The sequence below is a fragment of the Pseudomonas sp. NFR09 genome, from assembly GCF_900111535.1.
Classification (GTDB): domain Bacteria; phylum Pseudomonadota; class Gammaproteobacteria; order Pseudomonadales; family Pseudomonadaceae; genus Aquipseudomonas; species Aquipseudomonas extremorientalis.
Window position 1 is genome coordinate 163866 of record NZ_FOIH01000006.1, and the last position, 14284, is coordinate 178149.

The 14284-nt window shown below is 57.1% G+C and carries 18 protein-coding genes; 14 read left to right on the forward strand and 4 right to left on the reverse strand.

Annotation, left to right across the window (positions count from 1 at the left end; all coding sequences use genetic code 11):
• Window positions 1–268: 268 nt before the first annotated feature.
• Complete coding sequence (locus BMX59_RS15175; protein WP_093122943.1) at window positions 269–562, reverse strand: hypothetical protein; 294 nt, start codon at window positions 560–562, stop codon at window positions 269–271.
• A 243-nt stretch (window positions 563–805) separates the two neighbouring features.
• Complete coding sequence (locus BMX59_RS30795) at window positions 806–1024, reverse strand: hypothetical protein (protein ID WP_093122947.1); 219 nt, start codon at window positions 1022–1024, stop codon at window positions 806–808.
• 323 nt (window positions 1025–1347) lie between these two features.
• On the opposite strand from BMX59_RS30795, the gene BMX59_RS15185 reads away from it, so the two are divergent.
• The 9 genes from BMX59_RS15185 to BMX59_RS15225 are packed head-to-tail and all read left to right on the forward strand — an operon-like array spanning window position 1348 to window position 8815.
• Window positions 1348–1683, forward strand: a complete 336-nt coding sequence (locus BMX59_RS15185) for an integrative conjugative element protein, RAQPRD family (protein ID WP_093122951.1) — start codon at window positions 1348–1350, stop codon at window positions 1681–1683.
• Window positions 1680–1919 carry a TIGR03758 family integrating conjugative element protein gene (locus BMX59_RS15190; RefSeq protein WP_073162517.1) on the forward strand — a complete coding sequence of 80 codons (240 nt, stop codon included), beginning with the start codon at window positions 1680–1682 and terminating at the stop codon, window positions 1917–1919. The genes BMX59_RS15185 and BMX59_RS15190 overlap by 4 nt, the downstream gene beginning before the upstream one ends.
• 17 nt (window positions 1920–1936) lie before the next feature.
• Window positions 1937–2308, forward strand: coding sequence for a TIGR03745 family integrating conjugative element membrane protein (locus tag BMX59_RS15195; protein WP_093122954.1), 372 nt, complete (start codon window positions 1937–1939; stop codon window positions 2306–2308).
• Between the two features lie 7 nt (window positions 2309–2315).
• Entirely contained in the window at window positions 2316–2729 is a 414-nt protein-coding gene (locus BMX59_RS15200; protein WP_093122959.1) for a TIGR03750 family conjugal transfer protein, read from the forward strand.
• Window positions 2726–3367, forward strand: a complete 642-nt coding sequence (locus tag BMX59_RS15205; RefSeq protein WP_093122963.1) for a PFL_4703 family integrating conjugative element protein — start codon at window positions 2726–2728, stop codon at window positions 3365–3367. Before BMX59_RS15200 ends, BMX59_RS15205 begins: the two co-directional genes overlap by 4 nt.
• Window positions 3364–4176, forward strand: a complete 813-nt coding sequence (locus BMX59_RS15210) for a TIGR03749 family integrating conjugative element protein (protein ID WP_093122967.1) — start codon at window positions 3364–3366, stop codon at window positions 4174–4176. Before BMX59_RS15205 ends, BMX59_RS15210 begins: the two co-directional genes overlap by 4 nt.
• Window positions 4166–5683: a TIGR03752 family integrating conjugative element protein gene (locus BMX59_RS15215; protein WP_093122971.1), complete on the forward strand. Its 1518-nt coding sequence runs from the start codon at window positions 4166–4168 to the stop codon at window positions 5681–5683. Before BMX59_RS15210 ends, BMX59_RS15215 begins: the two co-directional genes overlap by 11 nt.
• A complete protein-coding gene (locus BMX59_RS15220) occupies window positions 5646–6062 on the forward strand; it encodes a TIGR03751 family conjugal transfer lipoprotein (protein WP_093122976.1) in 417 nt (138 codons plus the stop codon). Before BMX59_RS15215 ends, BMX59_RS15220 begins: the two co-directional genes overlap by 38 nt.
• Window positions 6062–8815 carry a conjugative transfer ATPase gene (locus BMX59_RS15225; protein WP_093122980.1) on the forward strand — a complete coding sequence of 918 codons (2754 nt, stop codon included), beginning with the start codon at window positions 6062–6064 and terminating at the stop codon, window positions 8813–8815. The genes BMX59_RS15220 and BMX59_RS15225 overlap by 1 nt, the downstream gene beginning before the upstream one ends.
• Window positions 8816–8849: 34 nt before the next feature.
• On the opposite strand, the gene BMX59_RS15230 is transcribed toward BMX59_RS15225, so the two are convergent.
• Window positions 8850–9107, reverse strand: a complete 258-nt coding sequence (locus BMX59_RS15230; RefSeq protein ID WP_093122985.1) for a LasR-specific antiactivator QslA — start codon at window positions 9105–9107, stop codon at window positions 8850–8852.
• 157 nt (window positions 9108–9264) lie between these two features.
• On the opposite strand from BMX59_RS15230, the gene BMX59_RS15235 reads away from it, so the two are divergent.
• The 5 genes from BMX59_RS15235 to BMX59_RS15255 all read left to right on the forward strand — a co-directional run bounded on the left by BMX59_RS15235 (window position 9265) and on the right by BMX59_RS15255 (window position 13824).
• Complete coding sequence (locus tag BMX59_RS15235; protein ID WP_046035953.1) at window positions 9265–9519, forward strand: helix-turn-helix domain-containing protein; 255 nt, start codon at window positions 9265–9267, stop codon at window positions 9517–9519.
• Window positions 9520–9624: 105 nt separating this feature from the next.
• Window positions 9625–10581 (forward strand): TIGR03756 family integrating conjugative element protein, encoded by a 957-nt coding sequence (locus BMX59_RS15240; RefSeq protein WP_093122990.1) that lies wholly within the window; start codon window positions 9625–9627, stop codon window positions 10579–10581.
• On the forward strand, window positions 10578–11960 hold the full coding sequence (locus BMX59_RS15245; protein ID WP_093122994.1) for an integrating conjugative element protein: 1383 nt from the start codon (window positions 10578–10580) through the stop codon (window positions 11958–11960). The genes BMX59_RS15240 and BMX59_RS15245 overlap by 4 nt, the downstream gene beginning before the upstream one ends.
• Window positions 11961–11963: 3 nt before the next feature.
• Window positions 11964–12272 (forward strand): hypothetical protein, encoded by a 309-nt coding sequence (locus BMX59_RS15250; RefSeq protein ID WP_093122997.1) that lies wholly within the window; start codon window positions 11964–11966, stop codon window positions 12270–12272.
• A gap of 10 nt (window positions 12273–12282) precedes the next feature.
• On the forward strand, window positions 12283–13824 hold the full coding sequence (locus BMX59_RS15255; RefSeq protein ID WP_093123000.1) for a conjugal transfer protein TraG N-terminal domain-containing protein: 1542 nt from the start codon (window positions 12283–12285) through the stop codon (window positions 13822–13824).
• Here the strand turns inward: BMX59_RS15255 and BMX59_RS15260 are convergent.
• Entirely contained in the window at window positions 13813–14211 is a 399-nt protein-coding gene (locus BMX59_RS15260) for a DUF3742 family protein (protein WP_093123003.1), read from the reverse strand. The two genes, BMX59_RS15255 and BMX59_RS15260, sit on opposite strands and share 12 nt — an antisense overlap.
• Between the last annotated feature and the right edge of the window lie 73 nt (window positions 14212–14284).

Below are 14284 nucleotides of genomic sequence, written 5' to 3' on the forward strand. Positions count from 1 at the left end.
TGGAGGACTATGTACGTTGCTGTTCGAGGGTTTCTATCAAGCCTTGCATCAACCGCTGGATTGTCTTAAACATTGAGGGCAAGGTTCGAGTTGGATACCATTGGAAACCAACGCAATCACGCCGGAGCGCAGACCTGTATCTTATATGATTCAAATTACGCTCGGCATCAACTCAGGAGAAAATGCTTCTATCAGGTAAATTGCCTGGATGCTTCAGGCATATGGCAAGGGGTCCAACTCTGGCATGCCGCATACTATGAAACATGATTTACATCGGCATGACCGTTAGCACTTCTACATACCTGAATTTTTTCCTGGCTGCCTTGGTGGCTTCCTGTTCTGCCAGGAGCGTACTCAAAGTATCAGCTTCATGAACGATCTCAAATGTCCGACCTTCAAACTCATTGCTCACACGGAGAGTCACCAGAAGCCTAGGGGTGAAGGCTTTAGGGCCCTTCTTTTTCGTCATTTTTAATACGGGGGCGGAGCTCACTGGCGCAGATATTTCAGCGTTTCCGAACAACGCTTCGCGCATCTCTTCTTCGGTCAATTCTTCGTTCATGCTGCTTCTCAAGGGCCTGATCACAAAACCAGCGTAATTCTAACAGCTAGGTCTTGGCAAGACAGTCATCAGCAACGGAATTTGTTCTGAGCACTACTCCCCGGTGGGAACAAGCCTGGTCAATTTGCATCGGTACTCCCCACACCTCAAATGATTAGATCCAGTGAGTCGCGTGACAGATTACAGGTTGATTACCAGAATCATTGCGGTACCTGCAAGAGGGCAGCAGGCTTTAGATGATGCCTATAACCGGCGTAAGCACATTATCGCATCGGTGATGGCTCGTGAATTCTTATACAGCGTTTCCATGGCTCCCATTGCGTTAGCGGCGACACTTTCCACTCCATTCTCTGAGCTCCATTTGGTCACTTCTTCAAGGGCCGCTGCTAGGGCGTGCTGGTTATGCAGGAGCAGTGTGAGAGCGTCCGCCGTGGCTATGTTGGCTTCAGAGTTATCTGGCATGGGGACCGTCCTTGAGTAACTGGTGGGAAGACTAGCTGAACACACCGTTATCTGGCGCCACTTCCAGATCTGCTAACAACTGGATATTACACTCACCTGAACAGTGATTTGCAATCGCCCTTGGTAGACGCTTATAGATCGAGATCATATTGACGTTCCAGTACGTCATTTCTCCGCGATCATAGCTTAGACACTATGACCGAGCACGATACATGATCAGCGCCTGTACCAAAATAAGATGACGCAGCTTATTTCGTATTTCTTACTGCTGAGCCCTAGTCGTCAGTTGGATGCTAGCCCCAATAACCAAATGGGCTATCCACATGCCGACAGTATTTTGCCGAATCTGTTGTCTGCTCGTACTGATCACGTTCAATGGTGGCAGCTATGCCGCACCTGCTCATGAACAGGATCAGTTGAGTCTGATTTTGCAGCAACTCGACACTATCGAGCATCTTGCGACACGAGCCAAGATAGATAGCCCGACTGAATCATTCGAACGTTACCGCTTTGACTATCCCCGCCTAACTCAAGACATCCAGCGTATCCGCCAGGGCGTACAGGACTATCTGTCCCCCTCCCGAGCTCAACCTCGCGATCTCCATGAAATGGTCGGTGATTACCGCCTTGACGCCCCGTCTACAGAGACTTCGCCATGAGCATGACTGACGCTCAGATCGCGGCCTTCCAAAACGCCTCCGGCTTTTCGGCGCAGAGCAGCTCGACACTGTGGCTGTCCCTGGTTCTCGTCCTGGCTTTGCTTTGGTGTGCCTGGGTGATGTGGACGGCTTATCGGGGCTGGGCGACAGGAAGCGTGCGCTTTGGTGCCTTTGGCGGCAGTGCTGCGCGCGTACTGCTCGCCTTGCTGATTTTGATGTTCTTCACCCTGTCCTAATATCGGAGATCGCGATCATGCTCAAGTGCCTTGTCCCTTTCAAAAACAACCTGCGTGATCGTACAAGCCAACGCTTGATCGGTCTGCTGCTGGTCCTTGGTCCAGGCCTAGCTTTTGCCGAACTACCGACCATGGAGGCGCCTTCCCGAGGCGAAGGTTCAGGGTTGATCGAGACAATCAAAAACTACGCCTACGACGGCGGCATTTTGCTCGGCCTGCTGATTGCCCTGCTCGCGTTTCTCGGCGTGGCTTGGCATTCCCTGACCGTATTCGCTGATGTCCAAAACCAACGCAAGACCTGGAAAGACCTTGGCGCGGTAGTGGGTATCGGCGCCCTGTTGGTGGTGATCATCATCTGGTTCCTCACCAAAGCTGCCGCGATTCTGTGAGGTTGGCATGAACGACACTATCGAACGCCTTGCCGACGGCACTTTGGTCTTTCTGCCAGAGCGACTCAATCGTGATCCCGCCGTATTGCGCGGCTTAACCAATGATGAAATGTGGGTAGCCCTCGGCACCGGCGCCGTCATTGGCCTGCTGGTGGGCGTTCCTCTGGCGATCGCCACCGCGTCGATTGCCGTGGCGCCGACCAGCATGATCGCAGGCATGACAGTGGTGTTATTGGTCGGGGGCACGCTACTGCGTCGGGCCAAACGAGCTCGTCCCGAGACCTGGTTGTACCGCAAGCTCGAATGGATACTCGCCAGCCGTTGGCGCCTGGGGCGTGGAAGTTTGATTCTCCATTCCGGCGCCTGGACAGTTCGCCGTTCGCGTCGACTTCGCCCCGCCCTGTCGCGGTGGCAGCCATGAGTCGATTTCGAAACAAGGTCGATGCCCAACAGGCCCATATCTTCAGCCTGCGTCTGGCGATAGTGATCCTCGCCCTGCTCAGCGCCGGGCTCTGGTATGGCTGGAGCTCCGCACCGACCGATCTGACCGTGCATGTACCCCCTGATCTGCGCTCGGGCAGCACGCGCAAGTGGTGGGATGTTCCCCCAGAGAATGTGTATGCCTTTGCCCTGTACATCTTTGGCCAACTCAACCGCTGGCCCTCGGATGGCGAGCAGGATTATCGCCGCGCCATCTATGGCTTGCAGCCCTACCTCACACCCTCGTGCAAGGCCTTCCTCGATGGCGACTACGAGTACCGCAAAGCCGCCGGCGAACTGCGCCAGCGGGTGCGTGGGGTCTACGAAATTCTAGGTCGAGGCTACAGCGAGGATCCGGAGCTGCGGGTCAAGCAACTCGATCGCGACAGCTGGCTGGTCGCACTCGACCTCAACGCTGATGAGTATTACGCCGCCGAGCCGGTGAAACGGGTGGTAGTGCGTTATCCGTTACGCGTGGTGCGTTTCGATCTGGACCCCGAACGCAATAAGTGGGGCCTCGCACTGGATTGCTATCAGGGCACTCCGCAAAAAATCTCCCTGCCCGGAGGTGAGCAATGAAGCGGATTTCTACCCTGGGACTCACCCTCACACTGATGCTATCGGGCGCTGCAGCGCAGGCCGTCGAACTGATGCATTGGGAACGCCTACCGCTCGCGGTCCCACTGGTGATCAATCAGGAACGAGTGGTCTTTGTCGATGAAGCTGTTCGTGTCGGCGTGCCTTCCACTCTGAAGGATAAACTGCGCGTGCAATCAACTGGAGGCACGCTGTACCTGCGCGCGTCGGAAGCCATTGCACCGACACGACTGCAACTGCAATCGGTCAAGACGGGCGAGATCATCCTCTTGGATATCGCGGCCACGCCTGGCGATCACCCCCTGGAGCCGGTGCGTATTCTCAAAAATGCTCAGGGGCAAGCTACCGAGGCCGAAGCTAGCGCCGCCCCTGTTCTAGAACGTACGCCGATCCAGGCCGCTTTAACGCGCTATGCCGCGCAAAGCCTGTACGCCCCGCTGCGCACCGTGGAGTCCCTGCCCGGCGTACGCCGCGTCCCGCTCAAGCTGCGCACCGAACTGCCGACCCTGCTGCCGAGCGAAAACGTTTCCAGCACACCCATCGCCGCCTGGCGGCTCGGTGACTATTGGGTGACGGCCGTGAAGTTGCGCAATCGAGGTACAGCGACGGTGCAACTAGATCCGCGTCAGCTTCAGGCAAAGCTGTTCGCCGCGACCTTCCAGCATGCTTTCCTCGGGCCGGTCGGCAGTGCGGAAGACACCACTATTGCCTACCTCATCACTCGAGGTGCCGGCCTCGAACACGCCCTGATGCTTCCGCCCGTTGCGCGAGGTGCTGACGATGAAGGCTAACGCCTTACTCAAATGGCTGGTACCGGCTGCGCTGCTGGGCGTGGTACTGATCATCATGAAAAGCTGGGACGCTGGAGGCAGCATGCCTTCTCCAGAGCACCCAGTTGATCAGGGCGATATTCAATTATCTGCCGAGCAGGCCAAGTCGCTCGGCATTGCGGGCGATACCCCACGCGACACGGTCGCCACCTTGGTAGGTCAAGTGAAAGCCATGCGCAGCGACATGCTCAGTTTGAAGAAACACAATGATTCACTGCAAACGGAAAACAACCGTCTACGTGAGCGGGAAAACAGCGTCGACTCGCGTATTCAGACGGCACTTGGCAGTGTGACCCAGCAGGTAGACGAAGGCCGCCGACAAGCCAATGAAGCACGCCTCAAAGCGGAACAAGACAGTCGTCAGGCTCGCGGTCTGCTGACGCAATTGCAGGAACAGTTGTCGGGGCTGGCCGGCAAAGGCAAGGATATGCCGATCGGGCTGGGGCTTGAACCGGGCGATGGGGACCAGTTCGAAGGACAGCATTCTGCCAACGATGCGCTTCATTGGATTGAACCCTCGGATGCTCCCTCCACCGAAGCCCGAGGCAAAACCAAGACCTCTTCCGCACCGAGTCTGCCTAATGCCTTCAACTCGCTCGAGGGCTTGAAGGACAATGCCATCGACCGCAGCCAAAAGCAGTTACGCGAGGTCACCAAGGGTGAGCGTGACCTGACGCGCCCCGGTGATCGTACCGAAGGTGCGAAGCCTGTCTACACCATTCCCGAAAATGCGACATTGATGGGCTCGGTCGCCATGACCGCGCTGATCGGCCGAGCCCCTGTGGACGGCACCGTGAATGATCCCTATCCCTTCAAGGTGCTAGTCGGCCCCGAGAACCTAACGGCCAACGGCATCGACCTGCCGGACGTCGCGGGCGCCGTAATGAGTGGCACGGCGTCCGGCGACTGGACCCTGTCTTGTGTCCGCGGACAAGTCGAGTCGATCACCTTTGTGTTTACCGACGGCACCATCCGCACGGTGCCTCAGCCGAAGGCGGTAGCCAGCCGCAATGCCTCCACCACCCAGAGCTCAAACACCGACAAGATCCGCGGTGGACTCGGTTACCTCTCCGATCCGTATGGCATTCCTTGCATTGCCGGCGAGCGTCGCTCGAATGCTCAGCAGTACTTGGGCAGTCAGACTCTGATCACTGCCGCCGGTGCTGGCGTCGCCGCCCTGCTCGGGAATGAACAGAACAACAGCAGCGTCATCAGTTCGGGCGGCAGTGCCTTCGGGGTCACTAACAACAGTGGTAATAGCGCACTGACCTCAATTCTCAGTGGTGGGGCCAGCGACATTCGAGAGTGGGTCAACAAACTGTATGGCGAAGCCTTTGCTGCCGTGTACGTACCACCGGCAGCAGAAGTCGCCCTTCACCTCGACCATGAGATCACCATCGACTACGAGCCTAAGGGCCGGAGCGTTCGCCATGAAAAAGATCCTACGTCTCTATCTGATCTGGATTAGCTTGCTCTGCTGGGTCCTGACGGGGTGTTCCACCGACAAGGACACACTTTTGCCGCATGGCGAGCAAACCATGCTGGACATCTGGAACGGCACCGGCTCACAGGGTACTCAACAGCAACTGTTGGATGCTCGGCAACAGTTGCGTCGCCCGTTGGCTCAAACAGATCTCTCCGCTGCGCTCCAGGAACCGTATACGCGTACAGCAGCGAATGAAATTCGCAACCTGTTCCCTCGCCTGCCCAATCCTGATTTGGTGATGTACGTGTATCCGCATCTGAGTGGTACCGAGCAGGCACCAGTGCCGGGGTACTCGACCGTCTTTCCATTCTACCAACGGGTTCAGTACGCACTGCCGGGTGAACGCCAGGAAGATCTGTAATGTGTAGCAATGATGCGGGCAACCGCAATTCTGCCTGGAAAGCCTGGCGCAACCCATTGCGCCCACGCGCCACATTGGCTGACGAAGCTGCGCTCTATACGCACAATCCCAGCTTCACCGATCATCTGCCATGGGTCGAATACCTCGACACCGAGCAGTGTTTTCTGCTCGATGACAATCGCTCTGTGGGGGCGGTGTTCGAGTTGCTGCCCATCGGCACCGAAGGACGTGAACCCGATTGGCTAATGGCAGCCCGCGATGCCCTCGAAGATGCCCTGCAGGATAGCTTTGATGAGCTGGATCAAGCGCCATGGGTGGCGCAGTTTTTCTGCCAGGATGACAACGACTTCACTCCTTACCTAACCCGGCTCACAGATTATATTCAGGGCAGCGCCCGGGGCACGGTTTTCACCGAAGCGTACCTGGAACTTATTCGCCGACATCTGAAAGCCATCACCAAGCCCAGCGGCCTGTTCGAGGATAAGGCAGTCATGCGCCTGCCCTGGCGAGGAAACAACCGTAGGGTGCGATTGGTGATCTATCGCTGGCTTGAGTATGACGGTGAGGAGGCGGGACTCAACCCAGTGCAATCGCTGCAACAAACTTGCGAACGTATCGCTGTTTCGTTGCAGGCGTGCGGGGTGCAATCGACGCGAGTCGATGGTCGAGGTTTGTATGCCTGGTTGTTGCCCTGGTTCAATCCAGCCCCCAAGCTCACAGGTGAATCGCCCGAAGATTTCTACCGCCGCGTGGCCTATCCGGAATCCAGCGAGAGCGAGTCGCTGGAACTGCCCTTTGATCACGACTTTGCCGAACGGTTGTTCTATAACGAACCGCGTTCGGACGTGCGGCATGGGCTCTGGTTTTTTGATGATCAGCCCCACCGGGTCATAGTGGTAGATAAACTGCGCCGGGCGCCAATGATTGGTCAACTCACTGGCGAAATCCGCAAGGGCGACGCGGTGAATGCGCTATTCGATCAATTACCCGAAGGCACGGTGATGAGTCTGACCTTGGTGGTCAAACCGCAGGATGTACTCGAGGATCAGTTGAACCGTCTGGCCCGCAAAGCGATCGGTGAGAACCTTGCCTCGACCCAGGCCCGCCAGGATGTTGAAGAGGCTCGCGCGATCATTGGCCGACAGCATAAGCTGTACCGCGGCACCCTGGCATTTTACGTGCGTGGTCACGATGAACAGCAATTGCACCAACGCTCAGTCGGCCTGACGAACGCGCTGTTGGGCGCGGGGCTACAACCGGTGCGTGAGGGCGATGAAGTCGCCGCCTGCAACAGCTACCTGCGTTGGTTACCGATGGTTTACAACACAGCCCGCGACACACGTAATTGGTACACACGCCTGATGTTCGCCCAACACCTGGCGAACCTCGTTCCAGCCTGGGGCCGCAGTATTGGCACCGGCCACCCGGGTATCACGCTGTTTAATCGTGGCGGGTCGCCTTTGAGCTTTGATCCGTTGTCGCGTTTAGACCGGGCTATGAACGGCCATCTGCTGTTATTCGGCCCCACCGGCGCTGGCAAGTCGGCGACCCTAGTCACCTTGTTGATGCAGATCATGGCTATATACCGCCCTCGCCTATTTATCGTAGAAGCTGGCAACTCGTTCGGCCTGCAGGGCGACTACTTCGCGACACAGGGATTGTCGATCAACAAGGTCCAATTGAAACCGGGTGCCCCGGTCAGTCTCGCCCCATTCGGCGACGCCTGGCGCCTGGTCGAGCAACCGGATCAGGTGGCGAGTCTTTCCATTGATGAGTGGGATGATGAAGCAGTAGCCGGTCGCGAGGACCAGCGCGATGTTCTCGGCGAGTTGGAAATCACCGCGCGCCTGATGATCACCGGCGGCGAGGCCAAGGAAGAGGCGCGACTGACTCGAGCTGATCGTAGCTTGATTCGCGAGTGTATTCTCGATGCGGCGCAAATCTGTGTCGCAACGAACCGTCAGGTACTGACACGTGATGTGCGCAACGCTCTACTGCACGTCGCCACGGACTCGCGCTTACCGGAAAAGCGTCGCGAACGTGCACAGGAAATGGGCGAGTCCATCGATCTCTTTTGCCAGGGCTTCGAGGGTGAACTCTTCGACCGTGAAGGCACTCCGTGGCCGGAAAGCGATGTGACCATCGTCGATCTCGCCACTTACGCTCGCGAAGGCTACGAGGCCCAGATGTCCATCAGCTACATCAGCCTGATGAACACCGTAAACAACCTCGCAGAGCGCGACCAGTACTTGGGCCGACCGATCATCATGGTCACCGACGAGGGGCATATCATCACCAAGAACCCGTTGCTGGCGCCCTTCGTGGTCAAAGGGACGAAGATGTGGCGCAAGCTTGGCGCTTGGTTCTGGCTCGCCACGCAAAACCTTGCGGACTTTCCCACGGCTGCGCAGACCATGCTCAACATGATCGAATGGTGGATTTGTTTAAACATGCCGCCGGCGGAAATCGAAGAAATCGCACGGTTCAAGAAACTCACGCCGGCACAGAAAGCCTTGCTGCTCTCCGCCAGCAAAGAGCCGGGAAAATACACCGAAGGAGTGGTGCTATCGAAGAAACTCGAAACATTGTTTCGGGCCGTGCCGCCTAGTCTTTATCTCGCCCTGGCCATGACTGAGCCAGAGGAGAAAGCCGAGCGCTGGACACTGATGCAAAACACTGGCTGCTCTGAGCTGGAAGCGGCATATCGAGTAGCGGAGCGAATCGATAGAGCGCGAGGAATAGCCCCTGTATAGGTAAACCTATTCAGCGCTCTAAAGCGAATAACATTTATTTCCGTACACCTCGGAGACGCTGCTGAATCCTCAACAAAAATCCGGCTTCGAAGGCATCCTGGCAGTCACCGACAGGAAGAGTCTTGCGTGTTTGCGCCAGCTCCCACCACAGTGGTATTTCGCCAGGTGCATCAAGCCAGGCCTGCGCGCATTGCACGCCACGCTCAATCATTGAGGAAAATTCGCTACCCCACGGCGTCAGAAGACTTGGGCAACCATCCGCCGCAGGAATTGAAACGTAGTTTTCGTCCATACACACCTAATTTTCTGATTTATTTTCAGACGCAAAGGCCAGCTTCTAAAACATTTAGGCTCTAGGTAACAGCCATAAGCATTCAAATGGCATAGATCAGCGCTAATGCAGACTATATCCCGTGGATTGAGAGTCCCTCAAGGCGCAATTTGCGCGCATGACTCACGACTACGAACAGCTGCGTCTGCAATTGGCGGAAAACATCCGCTTGATGCGACGCGTGAAAAACCTTTCCCAAGAGCAGCTCGCGCTCATGGCCGAGGTCGATCGCACCTACGTCAGTCAAATTGAACGATGCACGGGCAATCCGTCGTTGTTAGTTCTTTTTAAGCTCGCGAGCGTTTTCGAAATTACCGCAGATCAGTTACTTGTGGAACCCGAGGTACTGCGTAGCTCCCTTCACGTCAAATAATAGTCTTACGTATCACAAAGCCGATAGATTGGCCTTCATAATTTCCGCTGACAGTCTTCAGCCCCTCACCGAATCTGCCCAGGCCATACATATTGAGCCTGGATTATGACTGCCATTTGCTCATCGATATCGCCTGCAAAGCTAAGACCCTTGGCACTGAGCATCCTGCTGGCATGCGGCCCAAGCGTGGCTCTGGACACCGGAAGCATCACGTCCTCCGTGCTTTCGCCAGACTGCCTCGAATACAGGGTCGTCGGCATTTGTTTCTGGCTGCTCTGCACGCCGTTCGGCTGCACAGTCAAAACCTCGACCAAGGTTCGTCATTTCATTCCTGAGCTGGTGGTCTCGAGCTACTCCACCACCGGCAATAACCCCTGGACAGAGATGGCTACCCTTTCCTCTCCCACCAGCGGCGCGGAAGGAGGCGGCAACCTGATCACCCCGAACCCTCACCGCGACAACCTGCCCCGCTTCAAGAACGTCGATGGTATCGGCCATCCTGGCGGATGGGCAGCCACGCAACTGGCTTCGCAATCCGGCTACGCCTGCGCCAGCGGCGCAACTGCCTTTATGCCCTACTACTTGAGTACCTTGGACTCACTGGCCTGGCGCCATGGGATACCGGAAAATCTCTACCCCGAGTCACTTGTGCCTGGGGTCCGCGAAGTCGGCAGTCAAGTCTTAGGAAACATGTGGGGCAACATTTATCCCCGGCAAGGTTTTCTGGTACAGCCCGATGATTTCAAGGCAGCCGCAGTCATGGCGCAACGGGCAGGTGATGTGGTTACCCGCAACTGGCAGCCGCACGTGTACTTACCACTCATACCAGCCAGACACGACGGCTATTGGCCGCCTGGCCCGATCGTCGAAAACGACGCTTCGACCCACAAATGGCAATTGCTCTCCCCCCAAATTCAACCCATGTGCGCCATCTTCCCCAGCAATCCAGTCCAGAGCGCGGATGGCGGCTACGCCTGGTCGCTTTGGCGTCCCTATAGTTGCTGCAAACGTGAGGGACAGACCTTTCTGTTCAGCATCGACTTCGAAGGAGGTGCTTCATGAGTCGGCTTCTGGCACGACCATGGTTGGGCGCGATGAGTCTGTTGTTCTGTGGACTGCTTGCCATGGCCGCGCATGCCCACTCCGCCGAAGACGATTACCGCCTGGGCACTCAAGGCGAAGTGCTCGATGACCGCGTGATGTACACCATTGGTGGCGGCTCGGCAGTCGGATCACCGAGCTCGCTCTATCGACCCAGTGGTCTCGGTGTCGGAGGGTCTTGGCGAGCGAACATGATGTGCGGAAACATGAGCCTCACCAACACCCTGCAAAACCAGCTGAACGGCGTCACCGAAGGTTTCCAGCAGATCATGGGCAGTATCGTGCAGAACGCGACCCAAGCCGTTATGTCGCTGCCGGCCTTGATCATACAGCGCGCCAACCCAGGTCTCTATGAGTTGCTCAGTAACGGGGTGATGCAGGGGCGCATCGACTTCGACCGCTCCAAACTGACCTGCCAGGCCATGGCCGAAAAGATGGCGGACAAGGTCGGTCAAGCCGGTTGGGGTGCGCTGGCCAAGAACCAAGAAATGCAAGGCAATCTGGAGCAAACCGGCGGTGATGCGGTGGCCGCGGTGAAAAACACCGAGGCCCATAACGGCAACAATGGAGTAGCCTGGGTCGGCGGTTCAAAGGCCGGAGGTGATGGGCAAACGCCCATTCGGGTGACTGCCGACGTGGTGCGCGCGGGCTATAACCTGCTGCATAACCGGACGGTTACTGACAGTACCTCAGTCAGTAACAATGATTGCCTGGGTGGTGCCATTTGTCAGACCTGGGCCTCACCGCGGGAGGAATCCGAATGGGCCGTTCGCGTGTTGGGCGAGAGCGAAGTCTCGACCTGCGACAGCTGCGAAACACTGCGTGCGACCGCTGGCAGCGGATTGACGCCGCTGATTCAGGAGGCCTACAGCGAACACCTCAAAGCACTGCAAGGGTTACTGTCCGGCTCGCTGCCGTCTACTCCTGACAATCTGGCTAAAGCCTCCAGCCCGATGCTGCCGGTAACCCGTGGCGTGGTCGAAGCACTGCGTGACGATCCCGACCAGGATCTGCTGGCACGGCGTTTGGCCAGTGAGACGGCCCTATCCAGCGTACTCGACAAGGCACTGCTGCTACTGCGCACGCTGCTGGCAGGCAGTCACGAACCGAACATCGCCTCTGCCGAGCCGGCCCAGATCGCCTTAACGAAAAACATCGACGCCTTAGAGCGCGAAATTCGCCTGCTGCAGACCGAGCTGCAGGTCAGGCAAATGCTGACGACCAATACCGCCAGCTTGGTGCTCGACCGGCATGCCGGTGGCGCCGATGCTTCGCGCACCGTCGAGCAAGGTGACCCTGAGCCGGGTCGCCTCAATGATGCTGACGCCAGGCGCAAGTGAACCATGAAACGCTCACCGCTATTCACTTTGCTTTCGAGTCTGGGGATTGCCGCAGTGATGATCCTGACCGCCGCACTGGTCGCCTGGGTCGGCCGCGCTGCGCTGGGTAGTTTAGAAGTCTGGCAGCAGGCATTCGAATCCGCACGACCTTACCTGCAGTGGTGGCGCGCCCTGCTCTACGCCGCCCTATTTGCGCTCTGGTGGGACCTGCTTCGGCGCTACCGACATCGACCACAGGATCGACTGCGCGTGAAACGCATAGGGACATTAGGGCTCGTGCTCTTTACCTGCGTCGAACTCACCCGCCTGTGAGGTCACCACCATGCTCATGAGCACAAACAGCTACCTGGAGTTTTACCTCTCTCTGCTCGCCTGGATCATCAACAACGGCCTTTGGAGTGTTCTTTCCGACACCGGGCTATACGCCGCGCCCTTTGGTGCAATCATCTTGCAGGAATGGTTGTCTGCCCGTCAGCAAGGTGCGGATGAGGGCAACAAGGGACTGCTCTCGGTGCCGCGGATCGAAAATCGGTTATGGCTGGCCTACATCGTCGTGTTGTTCGGCTGCGCGCCGGTCTTTCCGTTGAGCCTCTCGTCAATGACGTTCGATGATGTGGCGAGCCAGCGCTGCGGCGTGAGTGTGGCCAAACCAGCAGAAACCGCCTGGGGGACGACCTTCAATACCATTGGCGAACGCTCTGCCAATGTGCCGATCTGGTGGTTTCTGGTGCATGCTTTGAGCAAAGGCGTAACTGCGGCAGCCACAGCCTCCATCCCTTGCGCACCGGATATCCGACAAATGCGAATGGAGATCGACAGCTCGCGCATCGATAATCAGGTCCTGCTGCAGGAAGTCGCCGACTTCACTCGCGACTGCTACGGCTATTCCCGTTCTCGGCTGTTCACCAACCGTCCTCAGTTGGACAAAGCACAAAGTCACGACGCAGCGTGGATCGGTTCAAGCTATTTTCTCGACACACCCGGCTACTACGATAAGGATCGCTCACGTACACCGAGAGTCAGCTGGCCGTATGACGACAACCGCGATGTTTCCTTGCCGCGGCTGGAGAATGGCGCGGGCTACCCCGCCTGCAAGCAGTGGTGGAGCGACAGTGGTGTCGGGCTACGCGAGCGCTTGATCGAGCAGGTCGATCCTTCGTTGCTGACTCAGCTGAAAGGTTGGTTGACTGGGCGTTCAAGAAACGAGATCGAAGATGCCACCCTTCGCGAGCTGGTCAGCCCGCGCCAGCAATCAATGACCATGTCGCCCGGACAGGTGTACCAAGACTACGGCTCCAGCGCTCGTGGCGGTTCGATCAATCAGGGACTCAATAACCTGGCCACCAATACCGGGTTGGCCCTCGGTTCCTTCAGCAACTTCCCGGCAATGAATGCACTACGTGCAGCCTTGCCGATGGTGCAGGCGTTCCTGATCATGGGCGTCATCATCAGCTTGCCGCTGATCCTGCTGGTCAGTACCTACCAGCTGAAGACCGTCATGACGGTGACGTTCGCACTGTTCACGCTGCACATGCTGAGTTTTTGGTGGGAGTTGGCCCGCTGGGTCGACTCCAGCATGCTCGACACCTTGTACAACCAGGTGTCAGCGTCCAATCAGGTGCTGTTGTCGCTGCCCACATCCGGCTTCATGGATGGAACAGTTACGGCGCAGGTGATCGAGTATGTAATGGGGGCGATGTTCATCGTGCTACCGATGCTGTTTCTCGGGGCAATGAGTTGGGCCGGATATTCAGTCGGCAACGGGATTCAAGGCATGTTGGCGAACGGTAGCAAAGCTGCAAGTGATTCAGCGAGCAAAGGTACGGATCAAATATTGGGTGCTGCTAAGCGCTCAATTAGATGACTTGCTGTCGCCTATATAATGTCCATTGTCGTCGAAGTCGCCGATGTAGAGATCAGCTCCTAGGTAGTCTGGCCCTGGATTTTTATCTTCGCGATCGACACCAATAAAAGCCCTGAGCCATAGCAAAGTGATGACAGCCAGCATCATCACAATGAAGGTAACCAGCCAAACACTGACAAAGAGCAATCCTCCGATCAATGCCAGTTTGGCAATCAGAGAACTCCCGCGAACAAGAAATTTACCTGCGGGCACACCTGCGGTCTCCGCACGCTCAACCACGTGGGATTCAAAAGTTTTCAACCTGCGGTAACCACGCTTCACCGAAAGACCACAGGCATACGCCCAGCGGTGGGCACGTGAATTCTGAACAGGCTGTTGAGTCGGCATGGTCTCGTCCTCTTCTGAACGTTTTCATGGTTGAGCCTAGAGGAATAGGCTACTACCGAAAACGGCCCATGCC

What these genes read in the sequence shown, in the direction of transcription:
- BMX59_RS15185 (WP_093122951.1), top strand. Translation starts at nt 1,348, where the DNA reads ATGCCGACAGTATTTTGCCGAATCTGTTGTCTGCTCGTACTGATCACG.
- BMX59_RS15195 (WP_093122954.1), top strand. Translation starts at nt 1,937, where the DNA reads ATGCTCAAGTGCCTTGTCCCTTTCAAAAACAACCTGCGTGATCGTACA.
- BMX59_RS15220 (WP_093122976.1), top strand. Translation starts at nt 5,646, where the DNA reads ATGAAAAAGATCCTACGTCTCTATCTGATCTGGATTAGCTTGCTCTGC.
- BMX59_RS15240 (WP_093122990.1), top strand. Translation starts at nt 9,625, where the DNA reads ATGACTGCCATTTGCTCATCGATATCGCCTGCAAAGCTAAGACCCTTG.
- BMX59_RS15255 (WP_093123000.1), top strand. Translation starts at nt 12,283, where the DNA reads ATGCTCATGAGCACAAACAGCTACCTGGAGTTTTACCTCTCTCTGCTC.
- BMX59_RS15205 (WP_093122963.1), top strand. Translation starts at nt 2,726, where the DNA reads ATGAGTCGATTTCGAAACAAGGTCGATGCCCAACAGGCCCATATCTTC.
- BMX59_RS15225 (WP_093122980.1), top strand. Translation starts at nt 6,062, where the DNA reads ATGTGTAGCAATGATGCGGGCAACCGCAATTCTGCCTGGAAAGCCTGG.
- BMX59_RS15260 (WP_093123003.1), bottom strand. Translation starts at nt 14,211, where the DNA reads ATGCCGACTCAACAGCCTGTTCAGAATTCACGTGCCCACCGCTGGGCG.
- BMX59_RS15190 (WP_073162517.1), top strand. Translation starts at nt 1,680, where the DNA reads ATGAGCATGACTGACGCTCAGATCGCGGCCTTCCAAAACGCCTCCGGC.
- BMX59_RS15230 (WP_093122985.1), bottom strand. Translation starts at nt 9,107, where the DNA reads ATGGACGAAAACTACGTTTCAATTCCTGCGGCGGATGGTTGCCCAAGT.
- BMX59_RS15200 (WP_093122959.1), top strand. Translation starts at nt 2,316, where the DNA reads ATGAACGACACTATCGAACGCCTTGCCGACGGCACTTTGGTCTTTCTG.
- BMX59_RS15245 (WP_093122994.1), top strand. Translation starts at nt 10,578, where the DNA reads ATGAGTCGGCTTCTGGCACGACCATGGTTGGGCGCGATGAGTCTGTTG.
- BMX59_RS15235 (WP_046035953.1), top strand. Translation starts at nt 9,265, where the DNA reads ATGACTCACGACTACGAACAGCTGCGTCTGCAATTGGCGGAAAACATC.
- BMX59_RS15215 (WP_093122971.1), top strand. Translation starts at nt 4,166, where the DNA reads ATGAAGGCTAACGCCTTACTCAAATGGCTGGTACCGGCTGCGCTGCTG.
- BMX59_RS15175 (WP_093122943.1), bottom strand. Translation starts at nt 562, where the DNA reads ATGAACGAAGAATTGACCGAAGAAGAGATGCGCGAAGCGTTGTTCGGA.
- BMX59_RS15210 (WP_093122967.1), top strand. Translation starts at nt 3,364, where the DNA reads ATGAAGCGGATTTCTACCCTGGGACTCACCCTCACACTGATGCTATCG.
- BMX59_RS30795 (WP_093122947.1), bottom strand. Translation starts at nt 1,024, where the DNA reads ATGCCAGATAACTCTGAAGCCAACATAGCCACGGCGGACGCTCTCACA.
- BMX59_RS15250 (WP_093122997.1), top strand. Translation starts at nt 11,964, where the DNA reads ATGAAACGCTCACCGCTATTCACTTTGCTTTCGAGTCTGGGGATTGCC.